This is a genomic window from Streptomyces sp. TP-A0356, from assembly GCF_001417775.1.
Taxonomy (GTDB): domain Bacteria; phylum Actinomycetota; class Actinomycetes; order Streptomycetales; family Streptomycetaceae; genus Streptomyces.
This window is the reverse complement of sequence record NZ_BBZJ01000016.1, coordinates 153,026-170,270: the sequence shown is the minus strand read 5'-3', so window position 1 is coordinate 170,270 and position 17,245 is coordinate 153,026. Positions and strand designations below refer to the sequence as shown.

Here is a 17,245-nt window from a genome sequence, read left to right as displayed (position 1 = left end):
GGTGCCGTGACCCCACGGCGGTCAGACGCGGGAGGCGAACCGGTCCCAGACGCGGTGACCGGTCAGCAGCCGGGTGATCTGCTCCAGCACACTCGTACCGGAGTCCGCGGTCACCACTCCGGGAGCGTCCAGGGGCACGCCGGCCGCCCGCAGCGCGGCCTCGGCGCCGGCCCAGCCGCCGATCGCCTTCCCGTGCCGGAAGGCCTCCGCCAGCATCAGCAACACCCGTGGGTCCACCGTTCCGTCGGCTCCCGGCTCCCCGGCCTTGGCGTCCCGCGCCCCGTACGCGTCCGGTGCGGGCTCCGGGGTGCCCGCGAGCAGCACGGCGTCGTACTCGACGGACCGGGCGGTCGCGAAGGTGCGCTGCACGGTGATGGGCTCACCGTCCGGGTCGAGCTTCCCTCCGGTCGGCGCGATGACCAGGGGCACCATCCCCGTGGCGAGCACGGCTTCCCGGAGGACGCGTACGCCGTCCAGGTCCGCGCGCCCGTCGGTGACGACGCCGATGACCCGCCCGTCCAGCGGCCAGACGCCGCCCATCTGGGAGAGGGCGGGGCTGGCGTCCACGGCGACGAGCGGCACCGTGGGCTCGGGTGCCGGCAGGCCGAGGCCCGCCGCGACCTGTTCGCACAGCTCCGGGTCGATGTTGGCGAGCGCCTTCAACACCCGTTCCTTGACCGCTTGTTCGTAGCACTTGCCGAGTTCGAAGGTGTACGCGGCGACGATGTGCTCGCGCTCCACCGGGCTCATGCTCAGCCAGAACATCCGGGGCTGGGTGAAATGGTCCGAGAAGGACGCCGGGGTGCCCCGGGTCTTCTCCGCATCCGGGACCCGCACCGGTGCCTCGACGTACGCGTGGGTGTCCGCGCCGGCCAGGAACGGGCAGCCCCCGTCCAGGGAGTTGGGCCGGTAGGGTGCCACACCGGTGTGCACGGCGGTCTGGTGCATGCCGTCGCGCAGCATGTCGTTCACCGGGGCGTGCGGGCGGTTCACGGGGATCTGGGCGAAGTTGGGTCCGCCCAGGCGGCTGATCTGGGTGTCCAGGTAGGAGAAGAGGCGGCCGGCGAGCAGCGGGTCGTCGGTGATGTCGATGCCGGGGACGAGATGGCCGGGGTGGAAGGCGACCTGCTCGGTCTCGGCGAAGAAGTTGGTGGGGTTGGCGTTCAGCGTCAGCAGACCGACGGGCTGCACGGGCGCGAGCTCTTCGGGGACGATGTTGGTGGGGTCGAGCAGATCGATGCCCTCGAAGGTCTGTTCGGGGGTGTCCGGGAAGGTCTGGATGCCCAGCTCCCACTGCGGATAGGCGCCCGCCTCGATGGCGTCGGCCAGGTCACGACGGTGGAAGTCCGGGTCCATGCCGCCGATGAGCTGCGCCTCCTCCCACACCAGCGAATGGACACCCAGCCGGGGCTTCCAGTGGAACTTCACCAGCGTGGTGGCGCCCTCCGCGTTCACCAGCCGGAAGGTGTGCACCCCGAAGCCCTGCATCATGCGGAAGGAGCGCGGGATGCCGCGGTCGGACATGTTCCAGAGCGTGTGATGGGTGGCCTCGGTGTGCAGGCTGACGAAGTCCCAGAACGTGTCGTGCGCGCTCTGCGCCTGGGGGATCTCCCGATCCGGATGCGGCTTGCCGGCGTGGATGACGTCCGGGAACTTGATCGCGTCCTGGATGAAGAACACGGGGATGTTGTTGCCGACCAGGTCGAAGGTGCCCTCGCTGGTGTAGAACTTCGTCGCGAAACCCCGGGTGTCGCGCACGGTGTCGGCCGACCCGCGTGAGCCGAGCACGGTGGAGAACCGGACGAAGACCGGTGTCTCGACGTCCCGCCGCAGGAAGGCCGCCCTGGTAACGCTCTCGGCGGTGCCGTAGCCCTCGAAGACACCGTGGGCCGCGGCGCCACGGGCGTGCACCACCCGTTCGGGGATGCGCTCGTGGTCGAAGTGGGTGATCTTCTCGCGCAGATGGTGGTCCTGCAGCAGTACGGGGCCCCGGGCGCCGGCCTTCAGCGAGTGGTCCGTCTCGTACAGGCGGTTTCCCTGCGCGGTGGTCAGATAGGGATCGGCCTGGGCCCGCACCGTGGGATCCGCTCCCGTGGGGCGGCCGGTCGGGCTGACCGCGGCGGGAGCCGCCTGGTCGGGCTTGGGCGGCGCCGGCGGCACGGGCTCGGTCGGCTCCGCCAGGGGAGGCGACTCGATCCCGGGCCCGCGCGGAACGTCGTCCGCGCGCGGGGGCCGGCCGGTCTCGTCGGTGGTCGCCTTGTCCGGGTTGTGGTTCATACGTGTGCAGCCTTCCGGGCGAGTTGTCCGCGCGCGACGGGGCCCGAAGGGAGAACATCGCCGAAGGCGTCCCGTCGCCTTGCGCCTCGTGGGCGAAGCGCCGCGCGATCACGTTCAGTTGCGTCGCCTGGGTACCCACACCCTCGGCACTGAAGCGTGTACGATGCAGCCGCTTCCCGCGGCCGCGTCCGCCTCACCCGCCCGGCTGCTCGCGCCGGTCCCTCAGTCCTCGCCTCGGACGATGTTCCACTCCGGGCCACGGCGGGCTGACGGATCCGTCCCGTTCTCCACGGCCGGGAGGCAGGTGCGCGGACCCTCCCTGCGTGAGGTCCGGGCCTGCGCCCAGCCCGACTCGGGCGGGCGGACGACGGGTTTGCCGTTGGTGTGCGCGATCACGACGCTTCATCTTCCCTCTGCATCCGGTGGCGCCGCATCCGGTGGCGGGCGAGGCGTGCGACTCCAGCCCCTCCAGCCCGTTGGCGCCTGCAGGCCGAGTCCCCCTCGACGGCGGTGGGAAACGCCCGGGCCCTCAGCCGGGCCGGGGCCGGGGCGCCGAGCCCGGGCGGGCGGGCGATCGTGCGGCGCGTGCCTGGTCCTCGTACAGGTGGATGATCTCCTCCACCGACAGCCCCTTGGTCTCCGGCAGGAAGACGTACACGAAGACGATCGCGAGCAGACACAGCCCGGCGAAGCAGACGAGCACCCCGCTCAGGCCGATGACGCCCTGCCAGGAGGGGAAGACCTCGATCAGCGCGAAGTTGGCCAGCCAGTCCGCCGTGGCGCAGAGGGAGGCGGCACGCCCGCGGACCGCCGTGGGGAAGGTCTCGCCCTGGATCAGCCATCCGGTGCCGCCGACGCCGACCGCGAACGCGGCGATGAACAGATCGAGGCCGGTCATCACCACCACGATTTCGGCCGTGCCGCGCAACAGCCCCAGACCGGCGGCCGCGAGCACCGCGGAGGCCGCCATCCCGGCGTAGGCACCCATGGCCAGCCGTCGGCGCCCGATCCGGTCGATGTACTTGAAGCCGAAGTACGTCGCGGCGACGTTCACGGCGGTCATGATCGCCGTCACCTCGACACCCGCGATCGCCGCGTCCACCGCCTTGCCGTGGCCGCCGGTCAGGAAGAGTGGGGCCAGCAGATGAGGCCCGTAGTACAGCGGGACGTTGATGCCGGTGATCTGCTGGAAGACGAAGAAGACGGAGACCACCACGAGCGCTCGGCGCACCCCGGGAGTCCAGTGGCTGACCCGCTTCTCCCCACTGCGCCTGCGGTCCTCCTCCTCGAACGCCGCGGCCGTGCGCTCGATGTGACGCAACGGCACATCGACCCCCAGCTTCCCGAGCGCGGTGCGCGCGTCCTCGTACCGGCCCTGCTGCAGCAGCCATCGAGGTGACTCCGGCATGCGGGTGCGCAGGACCAGGGCGGCCAGCGCGGGCACCGCGCCGAGACCGAACATCAGCCGCCAGTCGAAGCCGTAGGCGTTCCCGGGCATGGTGCGCAGGACGACCAGGGCGACCAGGTAGGAGGTCAGGATGCCGACCGTGATCATCCACTGTTGCAGCATGCTGAGCGCACCCCGCCGGTCGGAGGGCGCGTACTCGGAGATGTACGCCGTGGCGATCGCCGAGTCCGCCCCGATGGCGAGCCCGATCAGGGTACGGGCGGCGATGAGCACCCCCGCGTTCCAGGAGACGGCGGAGAGCAGTGCCCCCGAGGCGTAGATGCCGGCGTCGACGACGAGCAGCGACTTGCGGCCGAACACATCCGTCGCCGGCCCGGCCGTGATCGCGCCGACCGCCGCGCCCACCGAGGCTCCCGCCACGAGATACCCCAGCGCGAATCCGCCGAGGTGATAGGGGATGAAGTCCAGGGCGGAGCCGATGTTGGCGGTGTCGTAGCCGAACAGGAAGCCGCCGAGAGTCGCCAGCAGGGTCAACGACCAGTAGAACGAGGTGGGCGGCCGCCGGTCCAGCGCCGCCAGGACGTTGTCGCTCCCGTTCGGCTCGGGAGGACGGTCGCCTTCACGTACGTCGCTCACAACACCGCCGAGTACCCGGCTCGCGGAGGCCAAACGCCCGGCTCGCGGGTTCGGCCGTGGCCGTCCCGCCGTCGTGACCCCGGCCGGTGAGCGCCCGCGGACGGCGACGTGACAGGCAGGGTTCGTCGGGTACCCGAGCGCGCGAGCGCGGTGACCGGCACCGCCGGCATACGCGAGACCTACGCGAAAGGGACATGAGATGACCCAGCACGTACGCGACATCATGACCGCCGCACCCGTCACGGTGGAACCGCGGACGTCGGTGACCGCGGTGGCGCGGGTGATGCGCGACGAGAACATCGGAGCCGTCCTCGTCACGGAGGGAGAACAGCTGCGCGGGCTGGTCAGCGACCGCGACCTCGTGGTGCGGGCGCTCGCCCAGGGTGCCGACCCCGATGAGACCACGGTCGTCAGCGCGTGCAGCGACGATCTGGTCACCGTCAGCCCCGAGGACGAGGTCGGCCGGGTGGTGCGGTTGATGCGCGAGCACGCCGTCCGCCGCGTCCCGGTCGTCGAGGACGGCCGGCCGGTCGGCATCGTCTCGCTGGGCGACCTGGCCATGGAACGCGACCCGGAATCGGCGCTCGGTGACATCAGCGTGGCGAAGTCCAACAGGTAGCACGCCCCCGCGTCCTGCGGGCGGTCTCGGACGGCTCCTAGCCCACGGGAGCGGTGCGCCGCCAAGGTTCCAGCGCCTCCAACTGCCCGGCCACATCCAGCAGTTCGTGCTCCGAACCCGGCCGTCCGACCAGTTGGACGGCGCAGGGCGCACCGTTCGGGAGCGCCCCGAACGGGATCGACATCGCCGGCCAGCCCGTGAGGTTCCACGGCGGCGTCATGGGGGAGTAGGTGGTGTTCGCGAGCAGATTGCGCAGCCAGCCCCGCTCGTGCCAGGGTGCGGCGGCCGGGCCTCGGCGCGCGAGAGCGGGCGTGAGCAGCACGTCGTGTGCGGCGAAGAACGGCTCGAGGCGGCGGCGCAACTGCGCGCGGCGGTCACCGGAACGGACGCTCCGCACGAACCGGCGGCCCACCGCCGCATGGACCCGGGTGCGCCGGGCCAGCCGCCGCGGGTCGAGGCCCTCGGCGTCGACCGCCGTACCCGCGGTCCAGTGCGCCAGCGAAGTCGTGCCCAGCCACCAGGGATAGGGCGGTTCGGCCGGACGTACGTCGTGACCGGCCCCGGTGAGCAGCGTGGCCGCCGCACGGGCGGCGTCGGCGTACGGGCGGCTCACGCGCACGCCGAGCAGGGGGCTGCGCAATGAGAGGGCGATCCTGCGCGTGGCGGGCGGCGAGGCATGCTTCTCCCGCTCGTCCGCCAGGACTTCGAACATCAGCCGTGCGTCCTCGACCGTCGTCGCCAGCGGGCCGTTCTCGGACATGCCGAACCAGTCGCCGTTGCCGATGCCCGCCGGAACCGTACCGTGACCCGGCTTGATGGTCACCAGCCCGCAGTTGGCCGCCGGGATGCGCAGTGAGCCCATCCCGTCGTTGCCGAGCGCGATCGGCACCAGGCCGGCGGCCACCGCCGCCGCGCTGCCGCCGGAGGAGCCGCCCGCCGTGCGGGTGGTGTCCCACGGGTTGCGGGCGATCCCGTGCACGCCCTCCGTGGTGCCGAAGACGCACAGCTCCGGCACGTTCGTCAGGCCTACGACGACCGCGCCCGCCGCCCGCAGCCGGGCCACCGTGACGTGGTCCTGGCCGACGGGTGTGTCAGGGGTCGCGGCCGAGCCGTTGCGGACCGACTCGCCGCGCACGGCCAGATTGTCCTTGACCGCCACGGGCACGCCGGCGAGGGGGAGTTCGGACAGGTCCGCGCGGTCCCCGACCGCGTCGGCCTCGGCGAGCGCCGCGTCCCCGCGTACCCGGCGGAACGCGCCGAAGCGGCCGTCGAGCCGGTCGATCCGCGCGAGGTGCTCGGCCACCACCTCGCGCGGCGTGGCCCGCTTCTCGCGTACGGCTGTGGCGATCTCTGCGGCGGTCCGGCCGACCCAGCTGGTCACGGGCGCTCCCTGTCGGTGCTCGGCATGTCGAGGCGTGGACGTACTGGCGAGTACGAGGAGCACTGTGCCCTGCGGACGCCGCCGCGTCGAGAGCCTGACGGCCCTCTGTCACCGGCGTCACCGGAGCCCCGCGGCCGTCACCGGCGGGCGGGCGCGCCGTCTACGCGCTTCTCACCACCCCGGTGCTCTCCCGCTCGATGAGCCGGGGCACCGGTACCTGCACCGTGCGGGTGGGTCCGCCGTCCAGCAGGGCGGTCAGTTCCTGTGCCGCGGTGCGGCCGAACTCCACCGTGTCGCGGGAGAGCGCGGACAGCCACGGCTTGACCATGCGGCACAGCGCCGAGTCCTCCCAGGCGACCACCGACACGTCGGACGGGACCGAGAAGCCCAGTTCCGTGGCGGCGGCGACCCCGGCGAGGGCCATCACGTCGTTGTCGTAGACCAGCGCGGTCGGGGGAGTGCCCCGCGCCAGGACGCGGCGCGTGACGGCGGCGCCCTCCGCGTCCGAGTAGTCCGTGGTCACCGACCGCACCTCGGAGAGGCCCCGCCGTTCGGCCTCGGCGCGCAGCGTGCGGACGCGGCGCTCCGTGTGCGCGAGGCCCGGCAGGCCCGCGATGTGCACGATCCTGCGGTGGCCCAGCGCGTACAGCTGGTCGACGACCGCGGCCATCGCGCCCGCGTCGTCCGCCCAGACCGTGGACAGACCGGGATGGCGCGCGTCGGGCACACCGCCGATGACCACGGCGGGCAGGCCCAGTTCGTCGAGCAGGCCGGGGCGCGGATCGTCCGTGCGCGGGTCCACCACCAGGACACCGTCGACCCGGTGCTCGGCCCACCAGCGCCGGTAGACCGCGCACTCGGCGTCCACGTCCTCGACCACCTGGAACAGCAGGCCCAGATGACGATCCGCCAGCACTTCCTGGATGCCGGAGATCAGCTGCAGGAAGAACGAGTCGACGCCCAGTGTGTCCGCCGGCCGCGCCACCACCAGGCCGACCGTGGCCGCGCCCTCGCCGGAGAGCTGGCGCGCCGCCGTGCTCGGCCGCCAGCCCAGCTGCTCGGCCACACGGCGCACCCGGTCACGGGTGACCTCGGAGACGCCTGGCCGCCCGTTCAGCGCGAAGGAGACGGCGCTCTCGGAGACTCCCGCGCGCCGCGCGATGTCCCTCATCGTCGGCCGGCGGGCGGGGGACCGCTTGGCTGGCACGTTGCTCCCCATTTCTCCACGGTGAGGATTGATCCACCTGACTAATGCGCTTGAGCGCAACACCCTAAAGCGCATTAGTCATGGCTGACAAGTTCCCGTCCATGAGCTCCTGAACTGCACTAATGATGCGCGGATTTCTTTAGCTGCCGCGAATGCATTGACTTTCCACGAACACGCCGGGCAGGGTCGCTGGCGTCACTCGCCGCCGACGCCGCAAGGGAGCCGTGTCACCGTGTCCACACCCCGCAGAGCACTCGCCGTCGCCGCCGTCGCCGCCGTCGTCCTGCCGTTGAGCGCCTGCGGCTCCTCGAACGACGGCGGCGGTTCGTCGGACGCCTCCGGCAAGGTCGAAGGCGACATCACCTTCCAGACCTGGAACCTGCGCGCCAACTTCACGCCGTACTTCGACGGCCTCATCGCCGGCTTCGAGAAGAAGTACCCGGGCACCCATGTGAAGTGGATCGACCAGCCCGCCGAGGGCTACGCCGACAAGATCAGCGCGGACGCGGCCGGCGGTACCCTGCCCGACGTCGTCAACATCTCGCCCGACCTGGTCGCACCGCTCGCGAAGGCGGGGCTCGCCCTCGATCTCGACAAGGCTGGGGCCACCTACCGCCCGGAGTACCTGGACGGCGCCTGGGCGAGCCATCGGATACCGGGCATGACCGGCACATATGCCTTCCCCTGGTACCTGAACACCGGCCCGTTGTTCTACAACAGGAGCCTGTTCACGGCAGCCGGACTCGATCCGAACAAGCCCCCGAGGACATATGCCGAACTCTTCGACGACGCGCTGCTGATGGCGAGGAAGAGCAACGGCAGGGTCGCGACGCTCGCCAACGTGCCCACCATCGAGGACTTCGGCCGCTACGGCGTCGGGCTGATGAACACACAGGGCACCGCCTTCGCCTTCAACGACGCCAAGGGCGTCGAACTCCTTGCCAGGTACAAGGAGCTGTACGACGCCAAGGCGCTCGACCCACAGGCCCTGACCGCCACCCCCGAGTCCTCCGGCAAGAAGTTCCTCACCGAGGCCGTCGCCATGAACCCGGGCAGCGCGCTGGACCTCGGCAACTTCAAGAAGCAGGCGCCCAACCTCTACAAGAACATCGGGATCACGGACCAGATCACCAGCACCGGCCACGTCAACATGTACGTGATGGGCGTGATGGTCAACTCCCGCACCAGGCACACGCCCGCCGCGGTGGCCTTCGCGCACTACGTGACCGACGCACAGAACCAGATGTCGTTCGCGAAGAAGGTGGCGATCTTCCCGAGCACCGCCGGCTCGCTCGACGACCCGTACTTCACCAAGGAGGACGGCACGGACGAGACCCGGGTACGGATCGCCGCCGCCGAGTCCCTGAAGAACGCGGTGAACTACACGCCCGTACTCTTCAGCGACCAGATGAAGACCGCGCTGCGCAACGAGGTCGCCAAGGCGCTGCAGGGCAAGGAGAGCCCCAAGGCGGCGCTCGACAACGCTGTCACGGCCTGCAACCGGCTCCTCCAGCAGCAGGGCTGAGCCGTCATGGCGAGTACCGCTGTGTCCCGGGTGCGGCGTCAACTTCCTACCAGCCCATGGCTGTTCGCCGCACCGGGGCTGCTGGTCACCGGCGCCTTCGTCCTCTATCCGTTCGTCTCCACCTTGGTCAACGCCTTCACCGACCGCCGTACCCTGATCCCGGGCCACTTCGTCGGCCTCGCCAACTTCCGCGAGCTGCTGCACGACGACATGTTCTGGACCGGCCTGCGCAACAGCGCGCTCTACGTCGTCGGGGTCGTCCCCGCGCTCGTCGTCCTGCCGCTGCTGCTCGCCCTGCTGGTGCAGAAGAACATCCCGGGCATCGCGTTCTTCCGCGCGGCCTTCTACACCCCGGTGGTCGCCTCCATCGTCGTGGTGGGCCTGATCTGGGTGTGGCTGCTGGACGAGCGCGGTCTGGTGAACTCCCTGCTGGAGACCGTCGGCGTGGGCCGGGTCGGCTTCCTCAGCGACCAGTGGATGCTCCTGCTGAGCGCCATGGCCGTCACGGTCTGGAAGGGCCTCGGCTACTACATGATCATCTATCTCGCCGCGCTCGCCGACGTGCCGCACGAGCTGCACGAGGCCGCGGCCGTGGACGGCGCGGGCCCCGTACGCCGCTTCCTCACGGTCACCGTGCCCGCTGTCCGCTCCACCATGGTGCTGGTCGCCGCGCTCTCCTCGGTCGCCGCCTTCAAGGTGTTCTCCGAGGTGTACCTGATGGCCGGTCCGTCGGGCGGTCCCGCGGGCGAGGACACCACCCTCGTCATGCTGGTCCAGCGCACCGGCACCGGACTCACGGGCCGTGTCGGCTACGCCTCCGCCCTCTCGGTCGTCGTCTTCGTCGTCACCGTCGCGCTGATGCTGGTCGTCCTGCGCGCGGATCGGAGGCAGGACACATGAGCGTCGTCGAGAAGACGCGTCCCGCCCCGCCGCCGGCCGCCGTACGGGAACCCCGGGTGACCGACGAGCACGGCCGCCGCGTCCGCGGGTGGGAACTCGTCCTGCGCTACGTCCTGTTGCTCGCGGTGCTGACGCTGACCGTCGGCCCGTTCCTCTGGCAGCTGTCCACCTCGCTCAAGGGCCCTACCGAGGGCATCTTCAGCTCACCCCCGAAGTTCCTGCCCAGCCGTCCCACGCTTCACAACTACGCGCGCGTGGCGGACACCATCCCCGTCTGGGACTACGCGTCCAACTCGCTGAAGGTCGCGGGCGCCAGCGTCGTGACGAACTGCGTCGGCTCCGCGCTCGCGGGCTATGCGCTCGCACGGCTCCGCTACCGGGGCCGCCGGGTGGCGACCCTCGTCTTCATCCTGGCGATGCTGGTCCCCGTCGAGGGCATCATCATCGCCCAGTTCACGACCATGCGGGAGCTCGGCCTCAACAACACACTGATCGGCGTGGTCCTGCCGGGCAGCATCGGCGCGATGAACGTGCTGCTCATGCGTAACGCCTTCCTCAATGTGCCGCAGGAGATCGAGGATGCCGCCTTCGTCGACGGGGCAAACGCCTGGCAGCGGTTCCTCAGGATCGCGCTGCCGTCGGTGAAGGGCACCCTCGCCGTCGTCGCGATCTTCGCGTTCATGGGCGCCTGGGACGACTTCCTGTGGCCGCTGCTCGTGCTGAGCGACCCGTCCAGGTTCACCCTGACCATCGGACTCAACTATCTGCACGGCACCTTCGCCAATGACGAACGCCTCGTCGCCGCGGGCACGATCATCGCCGTGGCGCCGCTCATCGCCCTCTTCGCCTGCCTCCAGCGGTACTTCTTCCGCGGTGTCGGTGAGGGTGCCGTCAAGGGCTGACCTCCGCACGTGCACCACCGTTCGAAGGAACGCAAAGGAACCCCGTATGCCTTCTGACGTGCGCTTCGGCGTCAACTACACCCCGAGTGAGGGGTGGTTCCACCACTGGCTCGACTTCGACCTCGACTCCGTACGCGCCGACCTCGACTCGATCGCCGTACTGGGCCTCGACCACATCCGGGTCTTCCCGCTGTGGCCGTACTTCCAGCCCAACCGCACACTGATCCGCCCACGCGCGGTGGAGCAGCTCGTCGCGCTCGCCGACGCGGCGGCCGAGCGGGGCCTCGACGTCAACGTGGACGGCCTTCAAGGGCACTTGTCGAGCTTCGACTTCCTGCCCGCGTGGACGCGGACCTGGCACCGGCGCAACATCTTCACCGATCCGGAGGTCGTCGAGGGGGAGGCCGAGTACCTGCGCACCCTTGCCGCCGCCCTCGCCGACCGGCCGAACTTCATCGGCATGACCATCGGCAACGAGGTCAACCAGTTCGCCGCCGGGCCGCATCCGGATCCCGACCGCATCACATCGGGACAGGCCGAGCGGTGGCTCGCCCGGCTGCTCGCCGCCTGCGCCGAGGGCGCTCCCGGCAAGCTGCATCTGCACGCCTCTTACGACGCCGCCTGGTTCCAGAACGACCAGCCCTTCACGCCCGAGCACTCGGCCCGCCTGGGGGACGTCACCGCGGTGCACTCCTGGGTGTTCAACGGCACCGCCCAGCGCCACGGCCGCACCGGCACCGCCACCGAGCACCACGCCGCGTACCTCATCGAACTGTCCAAGGCCTGGGCGGACGACCCGCACCGCCCGGTCTGGCTCCAGGAGGTCGGTGCCCCCGCCCCCCTGATCCCCGCCGAGCACGCGGCCGCCTTCACCGAGGCGACCGTCGCCCATGCCCTGGACTGCACGGACGTCTGGGGCGTCACCTGGTGGTGCTCCCACGACGTCAGCCGGGACCTCGCCGACTTCCCCGAACTCGAATACGCGCTCGGGCTGTTCAGCAACGACCGGCGGCCCAAGGACGCCGCCCGGACCCTCGCCCGGTTCATCGGGGAACGGCGGCCGTACCAGCCCGCCCCCCGCACCACCGCGCTGGTCGTCGACACCACGGCCGGCCGCTCCGTCTGCGCCCCCGGCGGCCCCGTCTTCGAGGCCTTCGCCCGGCTGACCGCCGACGGGGCCCGGCCCACCACCGTTCTCGCGAGCCGCGCCGACGACCAGGACCATCTCGCGGCCCGTGGCATCACCGACGTCGTCACCCCTGACCAGGTCACCGAGTAGCCCGTCCCCACACCGTCCCCCCGACGAAACGGAGCGCACAGTGAACCTCAGCAGACGCACGGTCCTCCTGGCCGGAGCCGCGGCCGCCCTCACCCCCGCGCTGCCCGCGACCGCCACCTCGGCGGCCACCCGTGACCTCCAGCCGTACGCCTCCTACTGGTACCCCGACTCCCTGCCCTCCGGCACGCCGGGCGCCGGGATCACCTGGCGCAGCCTGACGGCCTGGAGCGCCGCCACCGACCCGGACCTGCCCTTCAACGCCGCCTCCGTGCCCCTCGCCGCCCGCTTCACCCCCACCCCGGCGAACACGACGGCCCGCTCCGGCCAGGCCCGCATCCAGTCGCTGGTCTCCTTCGGGCCCACCTCGGGCAACCCCTCCCAGGGCGCGCCCACCGCCGACTACTACGCCCTCACCCACTGGGCGTACCTCGACGAGCTGGTCTTCTGGGGCGGCTCCGCGGGCGAGGGCCTGATCCTCGCGCCCAACGCTCCGATCGTCGACGCCGCCCACCGCCACGGCGTCCCCGTCCTCGGCAACATCTTCCTGCCGCCCGTCGCCTACGGGGGACAGCTCCGGTGGACCCGCGACCTGGTCCGGAAGGACAGCGCCGGGCACTACCCGCTCGCCGCGCAACTCGTCGCCGTCGCGGCGGCGTACGGCTTCGACGGCTGGTTCGTCAACGCCGAGACCGGCGGCGGCAACAGCACCCTCGGCGCCGACATGCGCGGCTTCATGAAGGAGCTGAAGGCGCTCAGCAAGGCGAAGGGGCTGCGTGTCACCTGGTACGACGCGATGACCGTGAACGGCACGGTCGCCTGGCAGGGCGCGCTCGACGGCCGGAACCAGGCGTTCTTCCAGGCCGCGGACGCCATGTTCGTCGACTTCCGCTGGTCGGGGAGTTCGCTGGTCTCCTCCGGGAAGCTGGCCGGGCAACTCGGACGCGACCCCTACGAGTTGTGGGCGGGCGTCGACGTCGAGTCGAACGGTACCGGCTCCGCGGTGAACTGGGACGCGATCGTGCCCACCGCCTCCGCGCACATCACGTCCATCGGCTTCTACCGGCCGGAGTGGACCCGCAACCACCTGCCCGCGAGCCGTACGCCCGGCGACTTCCACACGGCAGACGACCTCTTCTGGACCGGCGCGTCGCTCGACCCGTCACGGCCCGACACCACGGCCGGCTGGCGCGCCCCCGCGGTGTCGGTCGCCGACCGCTCGACCGTCGCCGCACTGCCGTTCGCGACCGTCTTCAACACCGGGCACGGACTGAGGTGGTACGAGGACGGCGAGATCACCTCGGACACCGCATGGAACCACCTCGGCCTGCAGGACCGGCTGCCATCGCGCCGCTGGGTCGTCCGCACCAGCGGCACGCGCCCCACCGTCGCCTTCGACTTCGCGGACGCCTGGCGCGGCGGCAGCAGTCTGCTGGTCTCCGGCACTCTCGACGCGCCCACCACGCTCGACCTGTACGCCACCCGGTTGCCGCTCGGCCCCCGGACGGTCGTCGAGCTGACGCATCGGGTGGACGCGGGCGACGTACGGGTCGAGCTGGCGGTCGCCACCGCCGAGCCGGGCAGGCCCGGCCAGGCACCCCCGTACACCTATGTCCCGGTCGCCACCGGAGCCGGCTGGCGGACCACGACCGTGCCACTGGACGGCCTGTCGGGCACGGTGCGCACGCTGGCGGTGCGCCTCACGGGCGGCGGCCGGATGCGCTGGCGGCTGGGCGGACTCGCGGTGCGGGACGCGGCGAGCAGCCCGGCCGCCCCCACCGATCTGCGCGTCACCGACGCCGACGGCGGCACCATGCGCTTCGCGTGGCAGCCCGCACCCGGCCCCGTCCGCCACTACGAGCTGCACCGGATCCTGCCCGACGGCACGCGCCGCTTCCTCGGCGGCACCTGCCAGCACGCCTTCTACGTCGGCGGACTCGCCGCCGAGCAGGGGGAGAGCACCGCACGGTTCGAACTGCGCGCGGTCGGGGAGCTCTACAACGTCTCGACTCCCGCCACGACCACCCACCGCTGGTGACACCCGGCATCCCGCACCCTCACCCACGGAGCACCCCATGCATGACGACCGCACCCTGGTCGAAGCCCGCCTCAAGCGCGTCCTCGACGAGCGCCTCCGCCCGGCCGTGTACCCCGAGTCCGTTCCCCTGGAGGTGGCGGTGTGGCACGCGCCCGGCGAGCCCGTGCCGGTCGCCGAGGGCCTGGCGGCCCCCGTCGAACCGGTCGCGGTGGGCACCCGCTGGGGCGCCCCGTGGGGCACCAGCTGGTTCCGGGTGACGGGGACGGTGCCCGAGGCCTGGGCCGGGAGGACCGTCGAGGCCCTGCTCGACCTCGGCTTCGACGAGAACATGCCCGGCTTCCAGTGCGAAGGTCTCGTCTACCGCCCCGACGGCACCCCGGTGAAGGGACTCAACCCGCGCAACCAGTGGGTGCGGATCGGCTCGCCCGTCGAGGGCGGCGAGCAGGTCGAGCTGCGCATCGAGGCGGCGTCCAACCCGGTCATCCTGGACTACCACCCCTTCGTGCCCACCCGGTTGGGCGACAAGGAGACGGCGGGCAGCGAGCCGCAGTACACACTGCAACGCATGGACCTCGCGGTCTTCGACGAGACCGTGTGGCAGCTCGTCCTCGACCTGGAGGTGCTCGGTGAGCTGATGGCCGAGCTGCCGGTGGAGTCGGCGCGGCGCTGGGACATCCTGCGTGCGGTGGAGCGGTCGCTGGACGCGGTCGATCTCCAGGATGTGAACGGGTCCGCCGGACGGGCGCGTTCGCAGCTGGCCGAGGTCCTGGCGGCGCCCGCGGCCCCCTCCGCCCATCGCATCAGCGCCGTCGGGCATGCCCACATCGACTCGGCGTGGCTGTGGCCGCTCCGTGAGACGGTGCGCAAGGTGGCCCGTACGACGGCCAACATGACCGCGCTCATCGAGGACGAGCCGGAGTTCGTGTTCGCCATGTCGCAGGCGCAGCAGTGGGCGTGGGTGAAGGAGCACCGGCCCGAGGTGTGGGCACGGGTGAAGAAGGCGGTCGCCGACGGCCGGTTCGTGCCCGCGGGCGGTATGTGGGTCGAGTCGGACACCAACATGCCGGGCTCGGAGGCGATGGCCCGTCAGTTCGTGCACGGCAAGCGGTTCTTCCTGGACGAGTTCGGCATCGAGAACGACGAGGCGTGGCTTCCGGACACGTTCGGCTTCGCCGCCGGACTGCCGCAGATCATCAAGGCGGCGGGCTCCAAATGGCTGCTGACGCAGAAGATCTCGTGGTCGCAGACGAACAGCTTCCCCCACCACACCTTCCTGTGGGAGGGCATCGACGGGACCCGGATCTTCACCCACTTCCCGCCCGTCGACACCTACAACTGCTCCATGAGGGGCAGCGAGATCGCCCACGCCGCACGCAACTTCAAGGACAAGGGGGTGGCCCGGCACTCCCTGGCGCCGACCGGCTGGGGCGACGGTGGCGGCGGCACGACGCGGGAGATGGTCGCGAAGGCGGCGCGGCTGCGCGACCTCGAAGGCTCGGCGACGGTGGTGTGGGAACGACCGGGGGAGTTCTTCGGGAAGGCGCAGGAGGAGTACCCCCACCCGCCGGTGTGGGTGGGTGAGCTGTATCTGGAGCTGCACCGCGCCACGCTGACGAGCCAGGCGAAGACCAAGCAGGGCAACCGGCGCAGTGAACACCTGCTGCGCGAGGCTGAGTTGTGGGCCGCCACGGCAGCCGTGCGGTGCGGGTTCTCGTACCCCTACGAGGAGCTGGACCGCATCTGGAAGACGGTGCTCCTCCACCAGTTCCATGACATCCTGCCCGGCTCGTCGATCGCCTGGGTGCACCGGGAGGCACGGGCGACGTACGAGCGGATCGCGGGAGAGCTGAACGGGATCATCGACGCCGCGCAGCGGTCGCTGGCCGGGGAGGGAGCCGTCCCGCTGGTGTTCAACGCGGCGCCGCACACCCGCGACGGTGTCCCGGCGGGCGGCGCCGGTACCCCGCTCGTCGCGGGCGAGGTGTCACTGACGTCGGAGACCGACGGCGGCTTCGTGCTGCACAACGGGCTGCTGCGGGTGGAGATCGACGCACGGGGACTGGTCGTGTCGGCGTACGACATCGAGGCCGACCGGGAGACGATCGCACCGGGTCGCGCCGCGAACCTGCTGCAGCTCCACCCCGACTTCCCGAACATGTGGGACGCGTGGGACGTGGACGCGTTCTACCGGAACACGGTCACCGACCTGGTGGACGTGGAGGAGATCGCGCCCGGTCAGGACGGCGTGTCGGTCCGGATCGTACGGTCCTTCGGCGCGTCGCACGTCACCCAGGTGCTGGCGCTGGCGCCGGGGGAGCGGCGGCTGGAGATCGACACGGAGGTCGACTGGCACGAGACGGAGAAGTTCCTGAAGCTGGCGTTCCCACTCGACGTACACGCCGAACGGTACGCGTCCGAAACGCAGTTCGGGCACTTCCACCGGCCGACGCACACCAACACCTCCTGGGAGGCGGCGAAGTTCGAGGCCTGCAACCACCGTTTCGTGCACCTGGCGGAGCCCGGCTGGGGAGTGGCGTTGGTGAACGACTCGACGTACGGCCACGACGTCACACGGACGGTACGGGAGACGGACTCCGGTACGACCACCACCGTCCGCGTCTCCCTCCTGCGCGCCCCGCGTTTCCCGGACCCGGAGACCGATCAGGGCATCCACCGCTTCCGGCACGCGCTGGTGCCGGGCGCCGGCATCGGGGACGCGGTGCGCGAGGGCTGGCGGGTCAACATCCCGCAGCGGCGGCTGACCGGCGCCGGAGCGGTGACGCCGCTGGTGAGCGTGGCGGAGGACGCCGTGGTGCTGACAGCGGTGAAGCTGGCCGACGACGGCAGCGGTGACGTGGTCGTACGCTTCCACGAGTCCCGGGGCGGCCGTACGGGGGCCACGCTCACGGCGGACTTCGACGTCGCGGAGGTGACGGCGACGGACCTGCTGGAACGCCCGCTCGCGAACGCGGCGGCCCCCGGGCGCGCCGGCAACCGGATCACCCTGCGACTGCGGCCGTTCGAACTGGTGACGCTGCGGCTCAGGAGGGCCTGACCTCTCCTCGGTGGAGGCGTG

Annotated in this window: 11 protein-coding genes; 7 read left to right on the top strand and 4 right to left on the bottom strand. The window is 71.3% G+C overall.

Annotation, left to right across the window (positions count from 1 at the left end; genetic code table 11):
* Window positions 1-21 precede the first annotated feature (21 nt).
* Both ASC56_RS11555 and ASC56_RS11550 read right to left on the bottom strand, forming a co-directional pair.
* Complete coding sequence (locus ASC56_RS11555; RefSeq protein WP_055491223.1) at window positions 22-2,277, bottom strand: catalase; 2,256 nt, start codon at window positions 2,275-2,277, stop codon at window positions 22-24.
* 529 nt (window positions 2,278-2,806) lie between these two features.
* The gene (locus ASC56_RS11550; protein ID WP_063784961.1) at window positions 2,807-4,321 is read right to left on the bottom strand and encodes a sugar porter family MFS transporter; all 1,515 of its coding nucleotides are present in this window, start codon (window positions 4,319-4,321) and stop codon (window positions 2,807-2,809) included.
* Window positions 4,322-4,520: 199 nt separating this feature from the next.
* Between ASC56_RS11550 and ASC56_RS11545 the strand changes: the two genes are divergently transcribed.
* Window positions 4,521-4,940 (top strand): CBS domain-containing protein, encoded by a 420-nt coding sequence (locus ASC56_RS11545; protein ID WP_055491222.1) that lies wholly within the window; start codon window positions 4,521-4,523, stop codon window positions 4,938-4,940.
* 37 nt (window positions 4,941-4,977) lie between these two features.
* Here the strand turns inward: ASC56_RS11545 and ASC56_RS11540 are convergent, their stop codons facing one another.
* Together ASC56_RS11540 and ASC56_RS11535 are read right to left on the bottom strand one after the other, a co-directional pair.
* On the bottom strand, window positions 4,978-6,321 hold the full coding sequence (locus ASC56_RS11540; RefSeq protein ID WP_055491221.1) for an amidase: 1,344 nt from the start codon (window positions 6,319-6,321) through the stop codon (window positions 4,978-4,980).
* Between the two features lie 160 nt (window positions 6,322-6,481).
* Window positions 6,482-7,528, bottom strand: coding sequence for a LacI family DNA-binding transcriptional regulator (locus tag ASC56_RS11535; RefSeq protein WP_055491500.1), 1,047 nt, complete (start codon window positions 7,526-7,528; stop codon window positions 6,482-6,484).
* A gap of 232 nt (window positions 7,529-7,760) precedes the next feature.
* Here ASC56_RS11535 and ASC56_RS11530 point away from each other — a divergent pair, with 232 nt between their 5' ends.
* Genes ASC56_RS11530 through ASC56_RS11505 form a run of 6 tightly spaced genes read left to right on the top strand, consistent with a single transcriptional unit; the run spans window position 7,761 to window position 17,224 of the window.
* Entirely contained in the window at window positions 7,761-9,053 is a 1,293-nt protein-coding gene (locus ASC56_RS11530) for an extracellular solute-binding protein (protein WP_055491220.1), read from the top strand.
* A gap of 6 nt (window positions 9,054-9,059) precedes the next feature.
* Window positions 9,060-9,953 (top strand): carbohydrate ABC transporter permease, encoded by an 894-nt coding sequence (locus ASC56_RS11525; RefSeq protein ID WP_055491219.1) that lies wholly within the window; start codon window positions 9,060-9,062, stop codon window positions 9,951-9,953.
* Window positions 9,950-10,855, top strand: coding sequence for a carbohydrate ABC transporter permease (locus tag ASC56_RS11520; protein WP_055491218.1), 906 nt, complete (start codon window positions 9,950-9,952; stop codon window positions 10,853-10,855). Before ASC56_RS11525 ends, ASC56_RS11520 begins: the two co-directional genes overlap by 4 nt.
* Before the next feature lie 46 nt (window positions 10,856-10,901).
* Window positions 10,902-12,134 (top strand): glycosyl hydrolase, encoded by a 1,233-nt coding sequence (locus ASC56_RS11515; protein WP_199835966.1) that lies wholly within the window; start codon window positions 10,902-10,904, stop codon window positions 12,132-12,134.
* A gap of 40 nt (window positions 12,135-12,174) precedes the next feature.
* Window positions 12,175-14,169 (top strand): endo-beta-N-acetylglucosaminidase, encoded by a 1,995-nt coding sequence (locus ASC56_RS11510; RefSeq protein WP_055491216.1) that lies wholly within the window; start codon window positions 12,175-12,177, stop codon window positions 14,167-14,169.
* 37 nt (window positions 14,170-14,206) lie between these two features.
* Window positions 14,207-17,224 carry a glycoside hydrolase family 38 C-terminal domain-containing protein gene (locus ASC56_RS11505; RefSeq protein WP_055491215.1) on the top strand — a complete coding sequence of 1,006 codons (3,018 nt, stop codon included), beginning with the start codon at window positions 14,207-14,209 and terminating at the stop codon, window positions 17,222-17,224.
* The last annotated feature ends 21 nt before the right edge of the window (window positions 17,225-17,245 follow it).

What these genes read in the sequence shown, in the direction of transcription:
- ASC56_RS11555 (WP_055491223.1), bottom strand. Translation starts at nt 2,277, where the DNA reads ATGAACCACAACCCGGACAAGGCGACCACCGACGAGACCGGCCGGCCC.
- ASC56_RS11515 (WP_199835966.1), top strand. Translation starts at nt 10,902, where the DNA reads ATGCCTTCTGACGTGCGCTTCGGCGTCAACTACACCCCGAGTGAGGGG.
- ASC56_RS11505 (WP_055491215.1), top strand. Translation starts at nt 14,207, where the DNA reads ATGCATGACGACCGCACCCTGGTCGAAGCCCGCCTCAAGCGCGTCCTC.
- ASC56_RS11520 (WP_055491218.1), top strand. Translation starts at nt 9,950, where the DNA reads ATGAGCGTCGTCGAGAAGACGCGTCCCGCCCCGCCGCCGGCCGCCGTA.
- ASC56_RS11525 (WP_055491219.1), top strand. Translation starts at nt 9,060, where the DNA reads ATGGCGAGTACCGCTGTGTCCCGGGTGCGGCGTCAACTTCCTACCAGC.
- ASC56_RS11545 (WP_055491222.1), top strand. Translation starts at nt 4,521, where the DNA reads ATGACCCAGCACGTACGCGACATCATGACCGCCGCACCCGTCACGGTG.